Annotated in this window: 22 protein-coding genes; 13 read left to right on the top strand and 9 right to left on the bottom strand. The window is 72.7% G+C overall.

The genetic code is table 11. From position 1 onward, the window contains the following. Positions 1 to 172: 172 nt before the first annotated feature. The 3 genes from AC5WRL_RS12125 to AC5WRL_RS12115 form a co-directional block, all read right to left on the bottom strand. A complete protein-coding gene (locus AC5WRL_RS12125) occupies positions 173 to 1,840 on the bottom strand; it encodes a phospho-sugar mutase (RefSeq protein ID WP_496088429.1) in 1,668 nt (555 codons plus the stop codon). A 13-nt stretch (positions 1,841 to 1,853) separates the two neighbouring features. Next, positions 1,854 to 2,663 carry a purine-nucleoside phosphorylase gene (locus tag AC5WRL_RS12120; protein WP_496088428.1) on the bottom strand — a complete coding sequence of 270 codons (810 nt, stop codon included), beginning with the start codon at positions 2,661 to 2,663 and terminating at the stop codon, positions 1,854 to 1,856. Between the two features lie 89 nt (positions 2,664 to 2,752). Then, positions 2,753 to 3,205, bottom strand: coding sequence for a gamma-glutamylcyclotransferase family protein (locus tag AC5WRL_RS12115; protein ID WP_496088427.1), 453 nt, complete (start codon positions 3,203 to 3,205; stop codon positions 2,753 to 2,755). A gap of 151 nt (positions 3,206 to 3,356) precedes the next feature. Here AC5WRL_RS12115 and AC5WRL_RS12110 point away from each other — a divergent pair, with 151 nt between their 5' ends. Together AC5WRL_RS12110 and AC5WRL_RS12105 are read left to right on the top strand one after the other, a co-directional pair. Then, positions 3,357 to 4,787, top strand: coding sequence for an NAD(P)H-quinone dehydrogenase (locus tag AC5WRL_RS12110; RefSeq protein WP_496088426.1), 1,431 nt, complete (start codon positions 3,357 to 3,359; stop codon positions 4,785 to 4,787). 169 nt (positions 4,788 to 4,956) lie between these two features. Next, positions 4,957 to 5,886, top strand: coding sequence for a DeoR/GlpR family DNA-binding transcription regulator (locus AC5WRL_RS12105; RefSeq protein ID WP_496088425.1), 930 nt, complete (start codon positions 4,957 to 4,959; stop codon positions 5,884 to 5,886). A gap of 1,345 nt (positions 5,887 to 7,231) precedes the next feature. Here AC5WRL_RS12105 and AC5WRL_RS12100 read toward each other — a convergent pair. Beyond that, complete coding sequence (locus AC5WRL_RS12100) at positions 7,232 to 9,010, bottom strand: acetyl/propionyl/methylcrotonyl-CoA carboxylase subunit alpha (protein ID WP_496088424.1); 1,779 nt, start codon at positions 9,008 to 9,010, stop codon at positions 7,232 to 7,234. 341 nt (positions 9,011 to 9,351) lie between these two features. Between AC5WRL_RS12100 and AC5WRL_RS12095 the strand changes: the two genes are divergently transcribed. Then, positions 9,352 to 9,819: a hypothetical protein gene (locus AC5WRL_RS12095; RefSeq protein ID WP_496088423.1), complete on the top strand. Its 468-nt coding sequence runs from the start codon at positions 9,352 to 9,354 to the stop codon at positions 9,817 to 9,819. Here the strand turns inward: AC5WRL_RS12095 and AC5WRL_RS12090 are convergent. After that, complete coding sequence (locus AC5WRL_RS12090) at positions 9,751 to 10,392, bottom strand: Maf family protein (protein WP_496088422.1); 642 nt, start codon at positions 10,390 to 10,392, stop codon at positions 9,751 to 9,753. The two genes, AC5WRL_RS12095 and AC5WRL_RS12090, sit on opposite strands and share 69 nt — an antisense overlap. 207 nt (positions 10,393 to 10,599) lie before the next feature. Between AC5WRL_RS12090 and AC5WRL_RS12085 the strand changes: the two genes are divergently transcribed. The 3 genes from AC5WRL_RS12085 to AC5WRL_RS12075 are packed head-to-tail and all read left to right on the top strand — an operon-like array spanning position 10,600 to position 13,944. Then, positions 10,600 to 11,454 carry a polyphosphate polymerase domain-containing protein gene (locus tag AC5WRL_RS12085; protein ID WP_496088421.1) on the top strand — a complete coding sequence of 285 codons (855 nt, stop codon included), beginning with the start codon at positions 10,600 to 10,602 and terminating at the stop codon, positions 11,452 to 11,454. After that, on the top strand, positions 11,444 to 12,121 hold the full coding sequence (locus AC5WRL_RS12080) for a DUF4956 domain-containing protein (protein WP_496088420.1): 678 nt from the start codon (positions 11,444 to 11,446) through the stop codon (positions 12,119 to 12,121). The genes AC5WRL_RS12085 and AC5WRL_RS12080 overlap by 11 nt, the downstream gene beginning before the upstream one ends. Beyond that, a complete protein-coding gene (locus AC5WRL_RS12075; protein WP_496088419.1) occupies positions 12,121 to 13,944 on the top strand; it encodes a CotH kinase family protein in 1,824 nt (607 codons plus the stop codon). Before AC5WRL_RS12080 ends, AC5WRL_RS12075 begins: the two co-directional genes overlap by 1 nt. 46 nt (positions 13,945 to 13,990) lie before the next feature. Here the strand turns inward: AC5WRL_RS12075 and mmpB are convergent, their stop codons facing one another. The 3 genes from mmpB to AC5WRL_RS12060 all read right to left on the bottom strand — a co-directional run bounded on the left by mmpB (position 13,991) and on the right by AC5WRL_RS12060 (position 16,035). Continuing rightward, the gene (mmpB, locus tag AC5WRL_RS12070) at positions 13,991 to 14,134 is read right to left on the bottom strand and encodes a morphogenic membrane protein MmpB (RefSeq protein ID WP_496088418.1); all 144 of its coding nucleotides are present in this window, start codon (positions 14,132 to 14,134) and stop codon (positions 13,991 to 13,993) included. 74 nt (positions 14,135 to 14,208) lie between these two features. Then, positions 14,209 to 14,421 (bottom strand): acyl-CoA carboxylase epsilon subunit, encoded by a 213-nt coding sequence (locus tag AC5WRL_RS12065; protein WP_496088417.1) that lies wholly within the window; start codon positions 14,419 to 14,421, stop codon positions 14,209 to 14,211. A 24-nt stretch (positions 14,422 to 14,445) separates the two neighbouring features. Beyond that, positions 14,446 to 16,035: an acyl-CoA carboxylase subunit beta gene (locus tag AC5WRL_RS12060; RefSeq protein ID WP_496088464.1), complete on the bottom strand. Its 1,590-nt coding sequence runs from the start codon at positions 16,033 to 16,035 to the stop codon at positions 14,446 to 14,448. Between the two features lie 170 nt (positions 16,036 to 16,205). Here AC5WRL_RS12060 and AC5WRL_RS12055 point away from each other — a divergent pair, with 170 nt between their 5' ends. From AC5WRL_RS12055 to hutH, 6 genes are all read left to right on the top strand, one after another. After that, positions 16,206 to 17,081: a biotin--[acetyl-CoA-carboxylase] ligase gene (locus AC5WRL_RS12055; RefSeq protein ID WP_496088416.1), complete on the top strand. Its 876-nt coding sequence runs from the start codon at positions 16,206 to 16,208 to the stop codon at positions 17,079 to 17,081. 165 nt (positions 17,082 to 17,246) lie between these two features. After that, positions 17,247 to 18,308 carry an adenylate/guanylate cyclase domain-containing protein gene (locus AC5WRL_RS12050; RefSeq protein WP_496088415.1) on the top strand — a complete coding sequence of 354 codons (1,062 nt, stop codon included), beginning with the start codon at positions 17,247 to 17,249 and terminating at the stop codon, positions 18,306 to 18,308. After that, positions 18,305 to 19,147, top strand: a complete 843-nt coding sequence (locus AC5WRL_RS12045) for an enoyl-CoA hydratase/isomerase family protein (protein ID WP_496088414.1) — start codon at positions 18,305 to 18,307, stop codon at positions 19,145 to 19,147. The genes AC5WRL_RS12050 and AC5WRL_RS12045 overlap by 4 nt, the downstream gene beginning before the upstream one ends. A gap of 55 nt (positions 19,148 to 19,202) precedes the next feature. Further along, positions 19,203 to 19,391: a DUF397 domain-containing protein gene (locus AC5WRL_RS12040; RefSeq protein ID WP_496088413.1), complete on the top strand. Its 189-nt coding sequence runs from the start codon at positions 19,203 to 19,205 to the stop codon at positions 19,389 to 19,391. A gap of 63 nt (positions 19,392 to 19,454) precedes the next feature. Then, entirely contained in the window at positions 19,455 to 20,555 is a 1,101-nt protein-coding gene (locus AC5WRL_RS12035) for a GGDEF domain-containing protein (RefSeq protein ID WP_496088412.1), read from the top strand. 136 nt (positions 20,556 to 20,691) lie between these two features. Further along, positions 20,692 to 22,260: a histidine ammonia-lyase gene (gene hutH / locus AC5WRL_RS12030; RefSeq protein WP_496088463.1), complete on the top strand. Its 1,569-nt coding sequence runs from the start codon at positions 20,692 to 20,694 to the stop codon at positions 22,258 to 22,260. Between the two features lie 22 nt (positions 22,261 to 22,282). Here hutH and AC5WRL_RS12025 read toward each other — a convergent pair whose 3' ends face one another. Further along, positions 22,283 to 22,462 carry a hypothetical protein gene (locus tag AC5WRL_RS12025; RefSeq protein ID WP_496088411.1) on the bottom strand — a complete coding sequence of 60 codons (180 nt, stop codon included), beginning with the start codon at positions 22,460 to 22,462 and terminating at the stop codon, positions 22,283 to 22,285. Positions 22,463 to 22,599: 137 nt separating this feature from the next. Here AC5WRL_RS12025 and AC5WRL_RS12020 point away from each other — a divergent pair, with 137 nt between their 5' ends. After that, positions 22,600 to 22,929, top strand: coding sequence for a hypothetical protein (locus tag AC5WRL_RS12020; RefSeq protein WP_496088410.1), 330 nt, complete (start codon positions 22,600 to 22,602; stop codon positions 22,927 to 22,929). Positions 22,930 to 22,962: the final 33 nt, after the last annotated feature.

Raw genomic sequence — 22,962 nt, 5'->3', positions numbered from 1 at the left:
GATGATAGGGCGTCAGGTGCGGGCACCGATCAGCGTCCCGGTCGCCCATCGCACTGGTGTGGCAAGGAGTTTCGGCTCCGTGGTCACCTGCGGGAGGAAAACGTCCAGGCGCTCCTGCCTACCCATGCCCACCCATGCCCACTCCTGCCCACCGTGCGCGGACCTGCTGAGTTCACAGGCCCGCGTGGTCCGACACCGCCGCTTTCAGCCGGGTCAGGACCGTGCGGGCCGTCTCGCGCACCCCGGGGAGGGTGGCCAGGTCGGGGGCGGGGAGCACGGTTTCCAGGTAGACCTTGAGCTTGGGCTCGGTGCCGCTGGGCCGGACGATCACCCGCGCCGACCGCACCGGGCCGCTGCCCGTGCCCGCCAGGGTGTAGCGCAGGCCGTCCGTCGGGGGGAGCGCCGCCGTGCCCTCGGTGAGGTCTTCGGCGCCGGTGACGGGGAGGCCGGCCAGCTCCGCCGGCGGGTTCTCGCGCAGCCGGCTCATCGCCGCCGCGATCTCGCCGAGGTCCGTGACGCGCACCGACAGCTGGTCGGTGGCGTGCAGGCCGTGGGTCACGGCGAGGTCGTCGAGGACGTCGGTGACGGTGCGGCCGTGTTCCTTCTCCACCGCCGCCAGTTCCGCGATCAGCAGGGCTGCCGTGATGCCGTCCTTGTCGCGGACGCCGCCGGGGTCCACGCAGTAGCCCAGGGCCTCCTCGTAGCCGTAGCCCAGGTCCTTCACCCGGGCCAGCCACTTGAAGCCGGTGAGGGTCTCCTCGTACGGCAGACCCGCCGCCGCCGCGATCCGGCCGGTCAGGGAGGAGGAGACGATGGAGGCGGCGAAGGTGCCGCCCCGGCCATTGCGTACCAGGTGGGTGGCGAGCAGCGCGCCCACCTCGTCGCCGCGCAGCATCCGCCAGCCGCCCTCGGCGAAGGCGTCGGGGACGCCCACCGCGCAGCGGTCCGCGTCCGGGTCGTTGGCGATGACCAGGTCGGGGCGTACGGTACGGGCCGTCTCGAAGGCCAGGTCCATCGCGCCGGGCTCTTCGGGGTTGGGGAAGGCCACGGTCGGGAAGTCGGGGTCCGGCTCGGCCTGGGCGGGGACCTCGGTGGGGGCCGGGAACCCGGCCCGCTCGAACGCCGCCGTCAGCACGGACTGGCCCACCCCGTGCATCGGGGTGTACACGACCCGCGTGGTACGGGGGGTGCCCTCCGTCAGCGGGGTCAGGGCGCGGGTGAGGTAGTCGGTGACCAGCGATTCCGGGAGGGTTTCCCAGCCGTCCGCCGCCAGCGGCACGTCCGCCAGCGCGCCGACGGCCGCGATCCGCGCCGCGATGTCGGTGTCCGCCGGAGGCACGATCTGGCTGCCGTCGCCCAGGTACACCTTGTAGCCGTTGTCCCGGGGCGGGTTGTGGCTGGCGGTGACGGCGATGCCGGCGACCGCGCCCAGGTGGGTGATGGCGTAGGCCAGGACCGGGGTGGGCAGGGCGCGCGGCAGCAGCGCGGCGCGCAGCCCCGCGCCGACCATCACGGCGGCGGTGGCGCGGGCGAAGTCCAGGCTCTTGTGGCGGGCGTCGTAGCCGATGACCACCAGCCCGTCACCCTCCCCACGGCCGGTGAGGTACGCGGCCAGGCCGGCCGCCGCGCGGATGACCACGGCGCGGTTCATCCGCATCGGGCCGGCGCCCATCTCGCCGCGCAGCCCGGCCGTGCCGAACTGGAGGGTGCCGGCGAAGCGCTCCGCGAGCGCCGTGTCGTCCCCGGCCGCCAGCAGGGCGGCCAGTTCGGCGCGGGTGTCCGGGTCGGGGTCCTCCGCCAGCCATGCCTCGGCCGCCGTCCTGCGCTCCTGCGTGGTCATCGCTTTCCGCTCCTCAGATGCGTCCGAGTACCTGCGACAGCAGTGTGCCCATCCGGGCGGCCGAGTCGCGTCCGGCTTGGAGGACTTCCGCGTGGTTCAGCGGTTCGCCGGTGATTCCGGCGGCCAGATTGGTGACGAGGGAGATGCCGAGCACCTCGGCGCCGGCCTCGCGCGCCGCGATGGCCTCCAGCACGGTGGACATGCCGACCAGGTCGCCGCCGATCGCCCGCACCATGCCGATCTCGGCCGGCGTCTCGTAGTGCGGCCCGGGGAACTGGACGTACACGCCCTCCTCCAGGCTCGGGTCGATCTCCTTGCACAGCGCCCGCAGCCGGGGCGAGTACAGATCGGTGAGGTCGACGAAGTTCGCGCCGGTGATGGGGGAGGTGGCGGTGAGGTTGATGTGATCGCTGATGAGGACGGGCTGGCCGGTGCGCATGCCCTCGCGCAGGCCGCCACAGCCGTTGGTCAGCACGACCACCTTGCAGCCGGCCGCCACCGCCGTCCGTACGCCGTGCACGACGGCGCCGACGCCGCGGCCCTCGTACAGGTGGGTGCGGCCCAGGAAGACCAGGGTGCGCTTGTCGCCCAGCCGGTAGGAACGGATGGTGCCGGCGTGGCCGGCCACGGCGGGGGGCGGGAAGCCGGGGAGTTCCGTGACGGGGAACTCGGCGATGGCCTCGCCGAGGGCGTCGGCCGCCGGGAGCCAGCCGGAGCCCATCACCAGGGCCACGTCGTGGCTGTCGACACCGGTCAACTCGCGCAGCCGGGCCGCCGCGTCGTCGGCTGACGCCGCCGGGCCCGCAATCTCTGAAGCAGTCACGGGCCGAGCCTAGCCGAGTTTGGCCTACGCGCGTAGACGAAAGGGTGATCGGACTTACGCACGCGGCCCGGCAGCGTCCCGATGTGGGCTCAGCAGGGGCGTTTGCGCAGTTCCATCACATAGTCGTGCGGGGCCCCGGCCGACTCGGCGGCGTCCGCCACCTCGCCGAGGTAGCGGGCGGAGGGCAGCCCGCCCTCGTACCCGTTGAGCACGTAGACCCACGCCTGCGCGTCGCCGTCCAGGGTGTGCACCCGCAGCCGCATCCGCCGGTAGATGCCCAGGCCCACCCCCTCCCAGCGGTCCATGGCGTCCTCGTCCATCGGCGCGATGTCGTACAGCGCCACGAAGACCCCGGGGCCCGGGCCGTCGTCGGGGACTTCCTCCACGATGGTGGCGAGCGCCCCCTCCCACCCCATGTGCTCACCGCCGAAGGTGAGCCGCCAGCCCGTGATCCAGCCGGTGCCGCGCAGGGGCGAGTGCTTGGCGCGGCGGGCCATCAGCCGGGCGTCGAGGTTTCCGGCGTATGCGGCGTAGAGCGACATGGAACTGAGCGTACGGGAGTGGCGCGGGTCATCGGCTGAGCCGTACGCCACTGTCCGCCTTCGCACTGGCATCGCAGCGGGCCGGGGACCCGCCGGATGACAGGTCACAGTCAGGGGGTCGGGCGCTCCTCCGGTTTGGTTATAAGCGACAATGGAGTATGTGACTCGGATCGTGATCATCGGTGGCGGACCTGGCGGCTACGAGGCGGCACTGGTGGCCGCGCAGCTCGGCGCGGAGGTGACCGTGGTCGACCGGGACGGTCTGGGCGGCGCCTCGGTGCTCACCGACTGCGTCCCGTCGAAGACGCTGATCGCCACCGCCGAGGTCATGACCAGCTTCGAGTCCTCCCACGACGAGCTGGGGATCTTGCTGGACGGCGTCGAGGGGCGCGCCCTGGGGGTCGATCTGGGCAAGGTCAACCGCCGCGTCAAGCGGCTCGCGCTCGCCCAGTCGCAGGACATCACCGGCTCCGTCACCCGGGCCGGGGTCACCGTGCTGCCCGGGCGCGGCCGGCTGGAGCCGCACCAGGCGCCGGACGGATCGCGCCGGGTGTCCGTCGTCCACCCGGACGGTACGGAGGTGGAGCTGATCGCCGACGCCGTGCTGATCGCCACCGGTGGCCACCCGCGCGAGATCCCCGACGCCCGGCCGGACGGGGAGCGCATCCTCAACTGGACACAGGTGTACGACCTGGACGGGCTCCCCGAGGAACTGATCGTGGTGGGCTCGGGCGTCACCGGCGCCGAGTTCGCCGGGGCGTACCAGGCGCTGGGCTCGCGGGTCACCCTGGTCTCCTCCCGGGACCGGGTGCTGCCGGGCGAGGACCCGGACGCCGCCGCCGTGCTGGAGGACGTGTTCCGGCGGCGCGGGATGAATGTGATGGCGCGCTCGCGGGCGGCTGCCGCCAAGCGGGTGGGGGACCGGGTGGAGGTCACGCTGGCCGATGGCCGGGTCATCTCCGGCACGCACTGTCTGATGGCGGTCGGCGCGATCCCGAACACCGCCGGCATGGGCCTGGAGGAGGCCGGGGTCCGGCTCAAGGACTCGGGCCACATCTGGACGGACCGGGTCTCGCGTACGTCGGCGCCCGGCGTGTACGCGGCGGGCGATGTCACCGGGGTGCTGGCGCTGGCGTCGGTGGCCGCGATGCAGGGGCGGATCGCGATGTACCACTTCCTGGGCGACGCGGTGGCCCCGCTGAACCTCAAGACGGTGTCCGCGAACATCTTCACCGACCCGGAGATCGCTACCGTCGGTTACACCCAGGCGGATGTGGACGAGGGCCGGATCGACGCGCGGGTGGTGAAGCTGCCGCTGCTGCGCAACGCGCGGGCGAAGATGCAGGGGGTGCGGGACGGTTTTGTGAAGCTGTTCTGCCGTCCGGGGACCGGAATCATCGTCGGCGGGGTGGTGGTGTCTCCGCGCGCGAGCGAGCTGATTCATCCGATTTCGATCGCCGTTGACAACAGTCTGACCGTAGAACAGATCGCAAAAGCGTTCACGGTGTACCCGTCTCTGTCGGGTTCGCTCGCCGAAACGGCGCGACAGTTGCAGACCAGCAAGGTCGCGGAAGAACAGTAGGCACAGGTCAGCGCGGGTTGCGCGCGGCGGGCGCGTCTGGCATATAGCACGCCCGGGGCGCACGTACAGACAACTTCGGTAATTCCCCGCAACCTGGTGAAACCAGACGGTCATTGGGGTTACTGTCGGTTCCGTGTTCGCTGCAGAACGTCGTCAGATGATTCTCGAAATGGTGCGAGCCAACGGGGCCGTGTCGCTCCGCGAGCTTGCCCGCGTCGTCCAGACCTCCGAAGTGACCGTGCGGCGCGATGTCCGCGCCTTGGAGGCCGAAGGACTGCTGGACCGCAGGCACGGTGGTGCGGTCCTCCCCGGCGGGTTCGCCAGGGAGTCCGGATTCCCTCAACGCTCCCTCGCCGTCACGGCGGAGAAGGCCGCGATCGCCGAACTCGCCGCCTCCATGGTGACGGAGGGTGAGGCCATCGTGGTCGGTGCGGGCACCACCACCCAGGAACTCGCCCGCCGCCTCGCCCGGGTCCCCGGGCTGACCGTGGTCACCAACTCCCTCCTGGTGGCCCAGGCCCTCGCCCACGCCAACCGGGTGGAGGTGGTGATGACCGGCGGCACCCTGCGCGGCTCCAGCTACGCCCTGGTGGGCAGCGGCGCCGAGCAGTCGCTGCAAGGGCTGCGCGTCACCCGGGCGTTCCTGTCCGGGGCCGGGCTCACCGCCGAACGCGGCCTGTCCACCTCCAACATGCTCTCCGCGAGCGTGGACCGGGCGCTGGCCAGGGCGGCTTCGGAGGTGGTGGTGCTCGCCGACCACTCCAAGATCGGTGCCGACACCATGCTCCAGACGGTGCCCACCGAGATGATCACCCACCTGGTCACCGACCAGCCGCCGCCGGACTCCTCCCGGGCGGGCGCGGAGCTGGAGGCGCTGGCCGACCAGGGGGTACGGATCGCGGTGGCGGGTGGCCCCGCCCCCAGAGCGCACCTGGGCGACCGGGAGCGAGACCGGGACCGGGACCGGGACCGTACGCTGCCGTCGCCGCGCGGCGCCCAGGGGCCGCTCGGCAAGCCCCCGCTGTCCGGACCGCCTCCCATCACCCCACCGTCCGCCCAGCAGCGCCTCTCCGACCTGGCCGCCCAACGCCGCCGCTGACCGTTCGCGCCGTGCGCGGACGGACTGGACGGCGGGCCCGGCCCCTGGGCAGCGACCCAGGGACGGCCATACGCCGCCGGGCGGGCGGGCGGGCTCTGCCCGGGCGTCGGCTGAGTGGCGGTTACGCGGCGGGCGGCCGGCGTTGCCGAGGCCGGGGCGTGTTGCCGGGGCCGGGGCGTGTTGCCGGGCGGCGGGCCGGGTTCGGGCGGTGGCTGAGCGACGGTCAGCGTTGGCCGGGGGCGTCGTCGTGCCGGCGGACCCCGGTGCAGGCGTCGGTGAGTGGCGGTTACGCGCCGGGCGACTGGGCGTTGCCAGGCTGCGGGCCCGGTTCGGGCCCTGGCCCGGGGACGGCCACCGCCGGCGGGTTGCGACGACGTGCTCCCCGCCGCAGCCGGGTGAGTTGTGCGGGCGTGGGGTTCTGTGCCGCCCGTTGATCCGGGCGGGCAGTGGTCCTTGGTCCCGGGGTGATGCCCCCGGGGCGCTGCCCTTCGCGACCACACCGCGGTCGCTGGGCGACGGGCAGCCGGCCTGAGCGGTCCGGCCTGAGCCGGGCAGCCGGCCTGAGCGGTCCGGCCTGAGCCGGGCCCGTCCGGGCCGTTCCGTGTTGTCCGGGCCGTGCCCTGCGGGCCGTCGCCGCCCGAGCCGGGCCGAGCCTCCCGGATGGTGTCCGTCCGGCCCGTGCCGGTCCGGCAACTCCCGGGTCCGGCCCTCCGGCCCGTGCCCTCCGGTCCGTGCCCTCCCGGGTCCGTGCCCTCCGGGCTGGGCCGTGCCGTCCGGTCCGTGTCGTCCGGTCCGTGCTCTCCGGGCTGGGCCGTGCCGTCCGGTCCGTGTCGTCCGGTCCGTGCTCTCCGGGCTGGGCCGTGCCGTCCGGGCCGCGTCTTCCCAGACTGTGCCCTGTGGGCTGCGTCCTCCCGGCCCGCACCCTGCGGGCCGTCGCCGCCCGAGCCGGGCCGAGCCTCCCGGATGGTGTCCGTCCGGCCCGTGTCCGTCCGGCCCGTGCCCGTCCGGCCCTCCCGGGTCCGGCCCTCCCGGGTCCGGCCCTCCGGCCCGTGCCCTCCCGGGTCCGTGCCCTCCCGGGTCCGTGCCCTCCGGTCCGTGCCCTCCGGGCTGGCCGAGCCGTTCGGTCTGTGCCGTCCTGCCCGTGCCGTCCTGCCCGGCCCGTCCGGCCCGTCCGGCCCGTCCGGCCCGTCCGGCCCGTCCGGCCCGTCCGGCCCGTCCGGCCCGTCCGGCCCGTCCGGCCCGGGCCCCGTCGATCGTGTCTCGGGGGGCCGGCGGGGGCGGGAAGGCCGAATCCCCCGGCCGGTGTGCGGGCGGGGGATTCGGGGGGCTGCCGTCGTACCGAGGGTCAGTCCTTGATCTGGCAGATCGCCGCGCCCGAGGACAGGGCGCCGCCGACCTCGGCCTTCAAGTCGGTGACCGTACCGGCCCGGTGCGCGTTGATGGGCTGCTCCATCTTCATCGCCTCCAGGACCAGTACCAGCTCGCCCTCGGCGACCTGCTGCCCCTCCTCCACGGCCACCTTCACCACGGTGCCCTGCATCGGCGACGCCAGCGTGTCACCCGAGGCCGCGCTCGACGCCTTGCGGCCGGCCTTGCGCCGGGCCGGCTTCGCGCCGCCCGCCACCGCCGCCCGCGCCAGCGGCATCGCCAGCGTGGCCGGCAGCGACACCTCAAGCCGCTTCCCGCCGACCTCCACCACGACCGTCTCGCGGGTGTCGGCCTCGTCCTCCGCCGTGGCGGCGGCACCGAAGGGCTCGATGGTGTTCTTGAACTCGGTCTCGATCCACCGGGTGTGCACCGTGAACGGTTCCCCGGCGCGCTCGGCGGACACCTCGGGCGCGAACGCCGGATCCACCACCACCGCACGGTGGAACGGGATCGCCGTCGCCATGCCCTCGACCTGGAACTCCGCCAGCGCCCGGGCCGCCCGCTGGAGCGCCTGCCCCCGCGTCGCACCGGTCACGATCAGCTTCGCCAGCAGCGAGTCCCACGCCGGACCGATCACCGAACCCGACTCGACCCCCGCGTCAAGACGGACCCCCGGGCCGGTGGGCGCGGAGAACGCCGTGACCGTACCCGGCGCGGGCAGGAAGTTGCGCCCCGGGTCCTCGCCGTTGATCCGGAACTCGAAGGAGTGGCCGCGCAGCACCGGGTCCTCGTACCCCAGCGCCTCGCCGTCCGCGATCCGGAACTGCTCGCGCACCAGGTCGATGCCGGTGACCTCCTCGGTCACCGGGTGCTCCACCTGGAGCCGGGTGTTGACCTCCAGGAAGGAGATCGTGCCGTCCTGGCCCACCAGGAACTCGCAGGTGCCGGCGCCCACATAGCCGGCCTCCTTGAGGATGGCCTTCGAGGCGCGGTACAGCTCGGCGTTCTGCGCCTCGCTCAGGTACGGGGCCGGGGCCTCCTCCACCAGCTTCTGGTGGCGCCGCTGGAGGGAGCAGTCGCGGGTGGACACCACGACCACATTGCCGTGGGTGTCGGCCAGGCACTGTGTCTCCACGTGCCGCGGCCGGTCCAGGTAGCGCTCCACGAAGCACTCGCCGCGCCCGAAGGCGGCCAGCGCTTCCCGGACCGCAGAGTCGTACAGCTCGGGGATCTCCTCCAGCGTGCGGGCCACCTTCAGGCCGCGCCCGCCGCCGCCGAAGGCCGCCTTGATGGCGATCGGCAGCCCGTTCTCCTTCGCGAAGGCCACCACCTCGTCCGCCCCGCCGACCGGGTCGGGGGTGCCGGCCACCAGCGGGGCACCGGCCCGCTGCGCGATGTGGCGGGCGGCGACCTTGTCGCCCAGGTCGCGGATGGCCGCCGGCGGCGGGCCGATCCAGGTCAGCCCGGCGTCCAGCACGGCCTGCGCGAACTCGGCGTTCTCGGAGAGGAATCCGTAGCCGGGGTGGATCGCGTCGGCGCCGGAGTCGGCAGCCGCCTTCAACACCTTGTCGATGTCCAGATAGCTGGTGGCCGGGGTGTCACCACCCAGCGCGAACGCCTCATCGGTGGCGCGCACATGGACGGCCTCCCGGTCCGGTTCGGCGTAGACGGCGACGCTGGCGATTCCGGCATCACGGCACGCCCGGGCGACGCGAACGGCGATTTCGCCGCGATTGGCGATGAGCACCTTACGCACGATGGCTCCCTCCTTGGAACAAGCCGAGTTTAGGTACTGACGACACCCCGCGCCGAGTCGCCCAGATGAGTGAGCTTTTCCGCACGGTGGGTGAGGGAGCGTGGAATGAGGTGCCTGCTGCCCTGCGCTTCCACGGTACGCGCCCCGCTGGGCGGCGCCTTGAGCGGTGCTCGCGCCGGGCCCCGATCCGGCCTGGTGGGGCGCTGTGAGCCATCGTGATTGTGGGAACCCCATAATCGCGGCCCGGATTCTTTTTCGCCGGGACCTCGCTCGTAACAGCCAGGACACCGGCTGTCCGCGAGGGGTTGCCGACCGGATTACCCGGCAGTAGCGTGCGCTGCGTGAACCGGGGCAGACGAAGCGTGGCGGCCGTCACGGCGGGCGCGGTCATCGCCGGTGCGGCGGCGCTCGGGGCGCTGCACTGGATTCTGGGTGTGGTCGTGGACCGGCAGCACATGTCCCTGGGCGGCATCTCGTCCACCACCATGAGTGTTTCCACGTGGACGGCGGGCGCGCTGCTCGCCGTCTTTCTGCTGCTGTGCGCGGCGGCGCTGGCCCGTACGGCGGTCACCGACCGGCCGCCCGGGCGGTGGCGGCGGGGGCTGCTGATCGGCTGCGCGGTGCTGCACGCGGTACTGGGCGCGCTGTCGGTGGCGCTGTTGGGGTGGTGGGTGTTCGCGGCGGTGATGACCGTGTTCGGCCTGGTGGTCCTGACGCTCACCATGTACCCGCCCCCCGCGTCACTGGTCCCACAACTCGGTGACGGAGACGCCGAGGTGGCCGAGCAGGGTACGCAGCAGGGGCATTGACAGGCCGATCACATTGCCCGGGTCGCCGTCGATGCCGTCGATGAAGGGCGCCGAGCGGCCCTGGAGGGTGAAGGCCCCTGCCACGTGGAGGGGTTCGCCGGTGGCGACATAGGCGGCGATCTCGGCGTCGTCCGGGTCCCCGAACCGTACGGTGGTGGCCGCCACGCCCGAGGCGGCCCGCCCGGTGCCGGTGTCGATCACCCGGTGCCCGGTCAGCAGCACGCCGGACCGGCCGCGCATCGACTTCCAGCGGGCGATGGCGTCCTCCGGTGAGGCCGGCTTGCCCAGCGCCGCCCCGTCCAGTTCGAGGACGGAGTCGCAGCCGATGACCAGCGCCCCGGCCGCCCGGGGCAGGGCGGCCACGGCCGCCGCCTTGGCCTCGGCCAGCACCTGGGCCAGCGCGCGCGGGCTGTCGGCGCTCAGCGCGTCCTCGTCCACGCCGCTCACGATCACCTCGGGCGCGAACCCGGCCTGCCGCAGCAGCGCGAGCCGGGCCGGTGACTGCGAGGCGAGCACCAGCCGTCGCCGGCCGGCGGGGGTGGCGGGCGGTACGGGGTGGGGCGTGTGGTCCATGCCGGTCAGCGTATCCACCGGGGGTGACACTCACGCCTGCCCTACCCGGACGGGCACTCCGGTCCGCCGGGGGACGGATTCCGGTCAATCGAACGCTTCAGACCGTTCATAGGCAGTTCTTATTAAGTTCTCATCTTCGCCTTGTTGGTTGGCGTTTCGAAGCCGATTCGAAGCCGATCGAACCACCGACGAGCCGAAGGGAGCGGGATGGCCGCCGATGACGACGACGCAGCCGGACTCACCCGGGGCGTGGCCAGCAGGCTGCACGCGTTCAACCGCTACGAGATCAAATATCTGGTCGCGAACGAGGATGTTCCCGCGATCCGCGAGGAACTGGCGCGGCGCATGGACCGGGACGAGTACAGCCCGCCCGGCGGCTACGGGGTGTGGAGCCTGTATTACGACACCCCGGCCCTGCGCTTCTACTGGGAGAAGATCGAGGGCCTGAAGTTCCGCCGCAAACTGCGCATCAGACATTACGGCGATCTCGGCACCATCACCGAGGACAGCCCGGTCTTCGTGGAGATCAAACAGCGCGTCAACCGGGTCACCCAGAAGCGCCGGATGCGCATGCCGTACGACACCGCGCGGGCGTTGTGCGACCGGCGCGAACTGGTGGAGCCCGGCCCGTTCGGCCAGGAGGTGCTCGATCTCATCGTCCGGCTGAACCTCCAGCCCACCGTGATCACCGGCTATCAGCGCGAGGCGCTCAAGGGCCGCGACCAGGACACCGGCCTGCGGGTGACCTTCGACAGCCGGATCCGGGGCCGCGACCGCGACTTCCACCTGGCGACGGCGGCGGAGAACCGTTTCATCATCCCGCCCCGGCTGACGGTGATGGAAGTCAAGGTGAACGAGCGCGTCCCGTACTGGATCACCGATCTGATGGCCCGGCGCAGTCTCAGCGTGGTCCGGATCTCCAAATACGTGCAGAGCGTGGAAGCGCACGGCAAGGCACCGCGCTCCGTCTTCCACGTCCGGGAGGAAGCCCTCCCCGAAACCCCCGCCCGTACCGTCCCCACCACCCCATTGTTCCCGAAGGAAAACGCCCGTGTTCTCTGAACTCCAGGACCTCAGCGGCACGTTCAGCGTCGCCGACATCGTGCTCTCGCTGGTGATCTCCTTCGCCCTGAGCATGATGGTCGGCTACGTCTACCGCGCCACCCACAGCAATGTCTCCTACAGCCAGTCCTATGTGCAGACGCTGGTGATCATCGGGGTCATCGTGGCGATGATCCTGCTGGTGGTCGGCTCCAACCTCGCCCGGGCGTTCTCCCTGGTGGGCGCGTTGTCCGTGGTGCGTTTCCGGAACGCCATCAAGGAAACCAGGGACGTCGGCTTCATCTTCCTGGTGATGGGCCTGGGCATGGCCTGTGGCGCCCGCTTCTACGCGCTGGCCGTGATCGCCGGCATCACCATCTGCGTGATCATCCTGGTGATGCACAAGTTCAACATGTTCCAGCTGAACGTGCAGCGCCAGGTGGTCAAGGTGCAGGTGCCGGCCGGCGAGGACCACACCCAGGTCATCCAGGACGTGCTGATCGACTTCACCAGTGAGTTCGAGCTGGTCAGCACCGAATCGATCCGCGGCGGGGCGCTGACCGAGGTCTTCTACACGGTGCGCCTGAAGAAGGGCCGCGAGCCCGGCGCCCTGGTCGCGGCGCTCCAGGAACGCACCATGGGCCAGCGGGTCACCGTACTGACCGGCTACGACCAGACGGACCTGTGATGACGGCCGGCCGGGCCAGGCTCGCGCACCGGGTGCCGGTGCCGCTGCGGCAGCACTGGAAGCCGATGGCGGCCCTGGTGGTGGCGCTGTCGCTGCTGCTGGTGTACTTCGGCGACACCCGGGTGTCGGCCATGGTCACCAGCGCCTCGGACGGCGACGCCGAGCAGATCACCCAGAACATCGAGGGCATCACCGACCTCTACGACACCGGAGAGAGCCACACCGTGTCGCTGGAGTACAACGAGGCCGACTACCAGCGGCTGATCACCGCCTACCAGGAGGACGGCGACAAGGAGTGGATGGAGGCCGACCTCACCATCGACGGCACCTTCATCGAGAGCGTCGGCGTACGGCTCAAGGGCAACTCCACGCTGGCCAGTCTGCGCGGTGGCGGCATGGGGGACGGGCCGGGGATGCGCATCGTCGGTCCGGACGGGGAGGAGATCGACCCGGAGGCCGCCGTGCCGCCCGAGATGGACGGCGCCGACGAAACCGCCCGGCTGAACGGCATGCAGATGACCACGGAGCAGTTGTCCACCGACGAGCCCGAGAACCTGCCCTGGCTGATCAAGATCGACCAGTACATCGAGGGCCGCGCCTACCAGGGCCACACCGAGATCTCGGTACGGCCCGGCACCGGCGAGTCCACCGCGCTGAACGAGGCGCTCATGCTGTCGCTGATGGACTCCTCCGGGCAGGTGGCGGAGCGCTACACCTTCACCTCCTTCACGGTCAACAACCGCCCCACCGCCACCCGGCTGCTGGTGGAGAACCCCAGCCCCGGCTATGCCACCGACCGGATCGGCGGCAACGGAGTGCTGTACAAGGCGCGGGCGTCCAGCAGTTTCACCTATGTGGGGGACGATCCGACCGACTATCAGGATCAGTTCAAACAGATCACCAAGAAGGGCAGCCAGGATCTTCAGCCGCTGATCAATCTGATCAAGTGGGCCGAGGAGGCGAGTGACGAGGAGTTCGCGGCGGAGCTGGGCGACTGGGTCGACATCGACTCCTTCGCGGCCTACGTGGCCACCCAGAACCTGCTGATGAACTTCGACGACATGAGCGGGCCGGGGCAGAACTATCTGCTCTGGTACGACCTGGACACCAAGAAGTTCTCCGTGCTGGGCTGGGACTTCAACCTGTCGCTGAGCGGGGACGCCACGGCGGGGCCGTTCGACCAGTCGTCGATGGGCGGGTTCGCGATGGGCGCCCTGCCGGAGGGCGCGGAGCTCCCCGGCACCGCCGAGAACGGTGCGGACGACGGCACGGTCCCGGACGGTACGGCGCCGGACGGCACGGTCCCGGACGGCACGGTCCCGGACGGCACGGTCCCGGACGCCACGGTCCCGGACGGTACGGTCCCGGACGGCACGGCACCGGCAGCCCCCGAGGGCGGCACCGCTCCGGATGGCACGGGACCCGGCGCCGGCGGCCGGATGCCGCCGGGCGGCGGCCCGGGCGGCGGTCAGGGAGCCGGCCCCGGCGGCGAAGGGCCCGGCGGTGGCGCCCGGCTGATCGGTCCGGACGGCGAGGAGATCGAGCTGGACGGCGACAACATGCGCGGCATGGGCGGCAACACCCTCAAGGAGCGCTTCCTCGAAGCGGACGCCTTCGAGGACGTCTACCTCGACGCCTACCGCGAGCTGTACGAGGGATGGTTCGCCTCCGGCAGCGCGCTGGAGGCCCTGGACGCGGTGCTGGCCTCGGCCGAGGCCAACGGCGCGGACATGGACGCGCTGTCCGTCCCGGCGGAGCAACTGCGCACCATCCTCACCGAACGGGCGGCGGCCCTCGCGGCCGACGAGACGCTGAACGGCTGACCGCCCCGGCCCCGCTGCCGCAGCCGCCGGCCGGCGTTCCGCCTCATCAGGTCGGCGGCTGCGACAGCATCACCAAGGACGTGCCGATCATGCCCGCCAGGGCGATCACCCACCCCACCCGGCGCAGCATGGCGCGGGTGGTGCGGGCCTCCCGGGACGGCTCCTGACGGCGCATGTCGGACCACAGCATCCTTTAATGGTCCCGCGCCGGGCGGCCCCGCCGCCTGAGTACGGGTACTCAACCTGCGTGGACTTCTCGGCCGTTCAGCGTGCCCGGTGCGCCGCTCGCCACGCGCCGGGCCCCGGCGGCGGCAGCGGGCGGCGCACCGCCTGCTCGCGCGCCGCCCACCCGTCGGGCCCGATCGGCGCGTCCGCCCCCGCCGTCCCGGCCGCGGCGGCCACCTTGGCCCGCATCACCGCGAGCGCGGCGGCCAGTTCCTCCGGCGTCGGATTCCCCCGTACGACACGGATCATCATCGTCGGCCTCTCCGTTTCCGTTGCTCACAGCGGGATGTTGCCGTGCTTCTTGGGCGGCAGCTGCTCGCGCTTGGTCCGCAGCGCCCGCAGCCCCCGTACGATGTGCCGCCGGGTGTCGGCCGGCATGATCACCGCGTCCACATAGCCGCGTTCGGCGGCGGCGTACGGGTTGAGCAGCGTGTCCTCGTACTCGGCGGTCAGCCGGGCCCGCTCCGCCTCCCGCTCGGCCGGGTCCGCCACCGCGGCCAGGGTGCGCCGGTGCAGGATGTTCACCGCGCCCTGCGCGCCCATGACCGCCACCTGCGCGGTGGGCCAGGCCAGATTGAGGTCGGCGCCCAGATGCTTGGAGCCCATGACGTCGTACGCGCCGCCGAACGCCTTGCGGGTGATCACGGTGATGAGCGGGACGGTGGCCTCGGCGTAGGCGTAGATCAGCTTGGCGCCGCGCCGGATGATGCCGCCGTACTCCTGGTCGGTGCCGGGCAGGAAGCCGGGCACGTCCACGAACGTCAGCACCGGGATGTTGAACGCGTCGCAGGTGCGCACGAAGCGGGCGGCCTTCTCGGAGGCGTTGATGTCCAGGCAGCCGGCGAACTGGAGCGGCTGGTTGGCGACGACGCCCACCGAGCGGCCCTCGACCCGGCCGAAGCCGGTGACGATGTTCGGCGCGAACAGCGGCTGGGTCTCCAGGAACTCCCGGTCGTCCAGCACCCCTTCGATGACCTGGTGCATGTCGTAGGGCTGGTTGGCGGAGTCCGGGATGAGGGTGTTGAGCTGCCGGTCGTCCTCGTCGGGCTCCAGATCGGCCTCCTCGTCCGGGAAGGCGGGCGGCTCGGCCAGGTTGTTGGAGGGCAGGTAGGACAGCAGCGTCTTGACGTACTCGATGGCGTCCTTCTCGTCGCCCGCGAGATGGTGCGCGACGCCGGAGACGGTGTTGTGGGTACGGGCCCCGCCCAGTTCCTCGAAGCCGACGTCCTCGCCGGTGACGGTCTTGATGACATCGGGACCGGTGATGAACATGTGGGAGGTCTGATCGACCATCACCGTGAAGTCGGTGATCGCGGGGGAGTAGACGGCGCCGCCCGCGCAGGGGCCCATGATGAGCGAGATCTGCGGGACCACCCCGGAGCCGTGCACATTGCGGCGGAAGATCTCGGCGAACAGGCCGAGCGCGGTGACCCCCTCCTGAATCCGGGCGCCACCGCCGTCGTTGATGCCGATGATCGGGCAACCGGTCTTCAGAGCCCAGTCCATGACCTTGACGATCTTCTCGCCGTACACCTCGCCCAGCGAGCCGCCGAACACGGTGAAGTCCTGCGAGTAGACGGCCACCGGCCGGCCGTCGACCGTTCCGTAGCCGGTGACCACCCCGTCCCCGTACGGGCGGTTCCGCTCGATGCCGAAGGAGGTGGAACGGTGCCGGGCGAACTCGTCCAACTCGGTGAACGACCCCTCGTCCAGCAGCGCCAGCACCCGCTCGCGCGCGGTGCCCTTCCCCTTGGCGTGCTGCTTGGCCACCGCCCGGTCCGAGCCGGCCCGCACCGCCTCGGCAGCCCGCAGCCGGAAGTCCTCGATCTTGCCCGCCGTGGTGTGGGCGGTTTCCTGCGGCGACAGTTCGGGCACGGTACGCGGCTCCTACTCGTCCTCGGGTGGGCTACCGGGAAGTAGCGTAACCAGCACCCGGCCGCCCCGCCGGTGCGGCGTGGATCACAGCGCGATCAGGCCAAAGATCGCCGGGCGCCGCACAGCCCGCAGCGGGCCGTCCGACGACCTAGGGTGAGCGCATGACGCCCCCGCCCCCGCCGCCCCCGCCCGCAGGCCGCTGGTCCGACCTGGACCGCCCCCCGCTGAACCCCCGCTCCCTGCACACCGCCCTGGTACGGCCCGGCAGCCTGTGGACCGATCTGACGGTCGTCGAATCCACCGGCTCCACCAACGCCGACCTGGCCGCCGCCGCGGCCTCCGGCGAGGCCGCGCCCGGCACCGTACGGGTGGCGGAGGAGCAGGTGCACGGGCGCGGCCGGCTCGACCGGCGGTGGAACGCCCCCGCCCGCTCCGGGCTGTTCTTCTCCGTGCTGCTCGCGCCCGGCCGCGAGGTGCCCGCCGAGCGCTGGGGCTGGCTGCCGCTGCTCGCCGGGGTCGCCGCCGTCACCGCGCTCACCCCCGTCACGGAGGTCGCCACCGCGCTCAAGTGGCCCAACGATCTGCTGGTGACGGTCGACGGCGAGGAGCGCAAGCTCGGCGGGATTCTCGCCGAACGGGTGACGCTGCCGGACGGCTCCGCCGCCGTCGTCCTCGGCATGGGGCTGAACGTCTCGCTGCGCGCCGACGAACTGCCGGTCCCCACCGCCGGCTCACTGCTGCTCGCCGGGGCCGCCACCACGGACCGCGATCCGCTGCTGCGCGCCGTACTGCGCTCCCTCGCCGAGTGGTACGGCCGCTGGACGGTGGCGGGCGGCGACGCGAGCGCCGGCGGACTGCTCCCGGCGTACGCGGCCTGCTGCGCGACCCTCGGCCGCACCGTACGCGCCCTGCTGCCGGGCGGCGCCGAGGTGCGCGGCGAGGCGGTGGCGCTGGATTCCACCGGCCGGCTGGTGATCGCCGACGCCGAGGGCGTACAGCGGCCGGTGGACGCGGCCGACATCGTGCACCTGCGGTGATTGCCCGGCAACGCCCCGCGTGACTTAGGGCACACCTGCCGTAGGGTTGTGCGATGGACACCACGCGATGGGCGTGAATGAGCAGGAACGGTAGGGCGGCGGCAGTGCGCAGCGGAGGGAACCCCACCCCGGTGGCGTTCACGTGGGCGAGGGCGGGCAGAGGCCGTGACTGATCCGGAAGGCGCCCCGCCCGACGAGACCGGTGACGATACCATCGCGCTGCGCATCGAGCAGCTGATCATCGGATCCGAACGGCAGTACACCCCGTTCCAGGCGGCGCGCGCCGCCGGCGTATCGCTGGACCTGGGCACCCGCTTCTGGCGCGCGATGGGCTTCCCCGACGTGGGGCAGGCGAAGGTGCTCACCGAGGCGGACGTGCTGGCGCTGCGGCGGCTCGGCGGCCTGGTGGAGGCCGGGCTGCTGAGCGAGTCGATGGCGATCCAGGTGGCGCGCTCCACCGGACAGACCACGGCGCGGCTGGCGGACTGGCAGATCGACTCGTTCCTGGAGGGCCTGATCGAGCCCCCCGAGCCGGGCATGACCCGCACCGAGGTGGCGTACCCGCTGGTGGAGCTGCTGCTGCCGGAGCTTGAGGAATTCCTGGTGTACGTGTGGCGGCGCCAGCTGGCGGCGGCCACCGGGCGGGTGGTGCAGGCCCAGGACGACGCGGAGATGGTGGACCGGCGGCTGGCGGTGGGCTTCGCCGACCTGGTGGGCTTCACCCGGCTGACCCGGCGCCTGGAGGAAGAGGAACTCGGCGAGCTGGTGGAGGCGTTCGAGACGACGGCCGCCGACCAGGTCGCGGCGCAGGGCGGGCGGCTGATCAAGACGCTGGGGGACGAGGTGCTGTTCGCGGCGGACGACGCGGGGACGGCGGCCGACATCGGGCTGCGGCTGGTGGAGACCCTGGGCGATGACCCGATGATGCCGGAGCTGCGGGTGGGGATCGCGTTCGGGACGGTCACGACCCGGATGGGCGATGTCTTCGGCAACACGGTGAATCTCGCGAGCCGGCTGACGTCGATAGCGCCGAAGGACATGGTGCTGGTGGACGGCGCGCTGCGGGACGAACTGACCTCGGCGGGAATGGCCCCGGAGTCGGAGAAGGCGGCGGGCGGCCGGGACGCCCGCTCGTACCGGTTCGCGCTGCAACCGCTGTATCAGCGGCCGGTGCGCGGGCTGGGGATAGTGGAACCGTGGCTGCTGTCGAGAAGGGGCGGGGAGTGAGCGCGCACGTGAGCGGGGCGGACGGGACGGAAGCGACGGAAGAGCGGTACGGCGAGTGGGTGGCGGTCCGGCGGGACGCGGGCAGCGGGGTCGCCGAGCTGGTCCTGGACCGGGTGCCGGCGATGAACGCGGTCTCGACGGCGATGGCGCGCGCCATCGCGGACGCCTGCGCGGCGCTGGCGGCGGCGCCGGCCCGGGAGGTACGGGCGGTGGTGCTGAGCTCCAGCCATGAGCGGGCGTTCTGCGTGGGTGCCGACCTGAAGGAACGCAACGCGTTCAGCGACGCGGATCTCGGCCGCCAGCGGCCGGTGGCGCGGGCGGCGTACGGCGGGGTCCTGAACCTGCCGATGCCGGTGATCGCGGCGGTGCACGGCTACGCGCTGGGCGGCGGCTTCGAACTGGCGCTGTCCTGCGACCTGATCGTCGCCGACCCCACGGCGGTGCTCGGCCTGCCGGAGGTGACGGTCGGCGTCATCCCGGGCGGCGGCGGCACGCAGCTGCTGCCGCGCCGGGTGGGCGCGGCGCGGGCCGCCGAGCTGATCTTCACCGGCCGGCGGGTGGCGGCGGAGGAGGCGCTGACCCTGGGCCTGATCGACCGGCTGACGGCGGACGGCGAGGACCGTACCGAGGCGCTGGCGCTGGCGGGCCGCATCGCGGCCAACTCCCCGGTGGGCCTCCGATCGGCCAAGCGGGCCCTGCGCACCGGCTTCGGCCTGGACCTCCCCACCGGCCTGGAGGTGGAGGACGCGGCCTGGCGCACGGTGGCCTTCTCCGGCGACCGGACGGAGGGTGTGGCGGCCTTCAACGAAAAGCGCAGCCCGGCTTGGCCGGGGGAGTAGCCGGGTACGGTTCCGGGTGCTTCACCACACCACCGGAAGGCAGGTGCCGTCCGTCATGGAACAACGGCCGATCGTCGAGTGGTTCAAGAGTTCCTACTCCTCCAAGGGCGACGCCTCCTGCGCCGAGGTGGCCCGATTCCCCGGCCGGACCATCGCGGTCCGGGACTCCAAGCGTGTTGAAGGGCCGGTGCTGAGCTTCCCGTCCCGGGCCTGGACGGAGTTCCTCGCCACGGTCACGGCCTGACCCGGGCGCGCTGCCGACCCGGTCGCCGGGCGGGGGGTGGGGGGTCCGTTTAGCCTGGGGCGCATGGACGCTTCCGGGGTGCGGGCGGTCGCCGCGCTGGTGGCCGCGATGGCCGGCGCGGCCCGGCTGCCGGAGGTGGCGCGGGCGGCGGCGGACGGCGCCCGCAGCGCGCTGGACGGGTCGTTCGCCGCGCTGTCCGTGTGGGAGCGCGACCGGGGCCGGCTGCGGGTGCTGGTGAACACCGGCCGGCTGGTGGCGGGCGAGGAGGAGTTCCCGGCGGACGAGTCGTACGCCGTGCACGACTTCCCGGAGATCGCGCTCGCCTCGCCGCGCGAGCCGAGGGCCTGGGTGGAGCGTGCGGACGGCCCGCGGCGCGGTGCCGCGCTGCGCCGGCAGGGGAGGGGCTGCTGTGTGGCGGCGCCCATCGTGCTGGCCGACCGGGCCTGGGGCGAGCTGTATGTGGCGCGTGACGCCGGCGCCCCGGTCTTCTCGCCGCACGAGGCGGAGTTCGCGGCGGTACTGGCGCAGGTCACGGCCACCGGCCTGGCCCAGCACGAGCGGCTTGAGCGGGTGCGGCGGCTGGCGTTCACCGATCCGCTGACGGGGCTCGGCAATCGCCGCGCCGTGGACGAGCGGCTGGCGGAGGCGGTGGCGGCGCACCGGGCGACGGGTGCGCCGCTCGCGCTGGTGGTGTGCGACGTGAACGGCCTCAAGCAGGTGAACGACACGTACGGTCACGCGGCGGGCGACCGCCTGCTGGAACGTTTCGGCAGGCTGCTGTCCCTGTGTGCCGCCGCGTTCCCCGGTGCGCTCGCCGCCCGGCTCGGCGGCGATGAGTTCGCCCTGGTCGTCACCGGCCATCCGGACGCCGACGTGGAACGCGCCGTCATCGGGCTGTGCCGGGGCGCCGCCGGTCTCGCCCTCGGTGAGGGGGTGGCCTGCGGCATCGCCGGTACCGGCGAGGGGGTCGGCCCGCCGCCCACCGCGCGCCGGCTGTTCCGGCTGGCGGACGCCGCCCAGTACCGGGCGAAGGCCACCCACGCGCCCGGCCCGGTGGTCGCCGGGCGCGGCGACGAGGGCCTGGCGGCCCTGCGGATGGCCGATGCCCCGGTGGCCACCGCACCGGACGAGCCCGAACGCCGCCGCTTCCGGGGCCGGGAATGACGGTGCCCGCACCCGCAGCCGTACCCGTACCCCGGTCCGTACCCGCGCCCGCGCCCCGGCCCGTATCCGTACATCCGCTCACCCACCCCCTTCGTGACGATTTTCGATTCAGTTCGTAGGCTCTATGAATATGGCTATGCAATCCATCGTGGTCGACCCCTCCGGCACCACCCCCGCCGACGTCATCGCCGTCGCCCGGCACGACGCCCGCGTCGAACTCTCCGCCGCCACCCGTACCGCGATGGCCGCCGCCCGCGCCGCCGTGGAGGACCTCGCCGCCCGCCCCGAGCCGGTGTACGGCGTCTCCACCGGCTTCGGCGCCCTCGCCGTACGCCACATCAGCCCCGAACTGCGCGCCCGCCTCCAGCGCAACATCGTCCGCTCGCACGCCGCCGGCATGGGACCGCGAGTGGAGCGCGAGGTGGTCCGGGCGCTGATGTTCCTGCGGCTGAAGACCCTCGCCTCCGGCCACACCGGGGTACGGCCCGAGGTGGCCGGCACCATGGCCGCCGTCCTGAACGCGGGCATCACCCCCGTCGTCCATGAGTACGGCTCGCTCGGCTGCTCCGGCGACCTCGCGCCGCTGTCGCACTGCGCCCTCACCCTCATCGGCGAGGGCGAGGCGGAGGGCCCCGACGGCCGGGTCCGCCCCGCCGCCGAACTGCTCGCCGAGCACGGCATCACCCCGCTCACCCTCCGCGAGAAGGAGGGCCTGGCGCTGCTGAACGGCACCGACGGCATGCTCGGCATGCTGCTGATGGCCTGCGCCGATCTCGCCGCGCTGTTCACCGCCGCCGACATCACCGCCGCCCTCTCCCTGGAGGCGCTGCTGGGCACCGACAAGGTGCTCGCCCCCGAACTGCACGCCATCCGCCCGCATCCGGGCCAGGCGGTCAGCGCCGCCAACATGCTGCGCGTGCTGGCCGGCTCGGGCCTCACCGGCCACCACCAGGACGACGCGCCGCGCGTGCAGGACGCGTACTCGGTGCGCTGCGCCCCCCAGGTCACCGGCGCCGGCCGGGACACCCTGGCGCACGCCCGGCTGGTCGCCGAGCGCGAACTGGCCGCCGCCGTCGACAATCCGGTGGTCGTACCGGCGGCCGGTGGCCGGCCCGCCCGGGTGGAGTCCAACGGCAACTTCCACGGCGCGCCGCTCGGTTACGTTCTCGACTTCCTGGCCATCGCCGTCGCCGATCTCGCCTCCATCGCGGAGCGCCGCACCGACCGGCTGCTGGACAAGAACCGCTCGCACGGCCTGCCGCCGTTCCTCGCCGCCGACGCCGGCGTGGACTCCGGGCTGATGATCGCGCAATACACTCAGGCGGCGCTGGTCAGCGAGCTGAAGCGGCTCGCCGTCCCCGCCTCCGTCGACTCGATCCCGTCCTCCGCGATGCAGGAGGACCACGTCTCCATGGGCTGGTCGGCCGCCCGCAAGCTGCGCACGGCGGTGGCCGGGCTGACCCGGGTGATCGCCGTCGAGCTGTGCGCGGCCACCCGCGCCCTGGAACTGCGCGACGGGCTGGCCGCCCAGGGCCTGCGCCCCGGGCCCGCCGCCCGCGCCGTGATCGAGGCGGTACGGGCGGCCGGGGTCGGCGGGCCGGGCGAGGACCGCTATCTGGCCCCCGACCTGGCCGCGGCGGAGGCGTTCGTACGGGACGGGTCGCTGGTGACGGCCGCCGAATCGGTGGCCGGACCACTGGGCTGAGGGGGCTTACGGCCGCTGCCGGCTACTGCTCCTCGGCGGGCACCTGGTGCTCGCTGACGGCGTCGTTGCCCACCGCGTCCTCGCCGGCGGCGTCGTTCCCGGCGTGGGCGGTGGGCATCAGCCAGACCAGGCCCAGCACGGCGGCGGCCACGATGCCGGTGATCAGGGGCGGGGTGTTGGGGGAAGCACGGTGCTCGGCCACGGGGGCCTCCTGGGGACGGTGCGGGGCAGGGGGGTGGGGGGTGACGCGGTGGTGGCTGGGGTGTGCCAAGGGCGATGTTACGAGCCCATGCGGGTCGTGGGGAAGAGCTGTCCGAGAGGCCGGTTACTCTCCGTGTTATGAGTAGCAGCGAAGAGATGCAGCCGGTCATGGCCGAGGCCGCCCGGCACGTACGCGTGCGGGTGGAGATGGTGCTGGAGCTGACGGACGGGGACGAGGCGATCCGGGCCGCCTGGGCGCGGATCCACGAGGACCGGTCGATGCCCGAGGAGGAGCGGAGCCAGGCGGCGGAGGCGGTGGCCCAGGACCCGGCGGAGGCGATCGCGTTCCTGCTCGACCCGGTGGATCTGGTGGCCGAGGTGCCGGGGGTGGAGCTGGCGCAGGCTTCGTGGAGCAGTGAGCTGGCGGAGTACGATCCGGAGGAGACATGGGACAGTGACGACGAATAGGACAAAGATTCCTTAAAGGGGGGAACGGTTCGA

It is taken from the genome of Streptomyces sp. NTD107 (assembly GCF_059510435.1).
The sequence above is the reverse complement of the archived record's forward strand: the minus strand, read 5'-3'. Positions and strand labels throughout refer to the sequence as shown.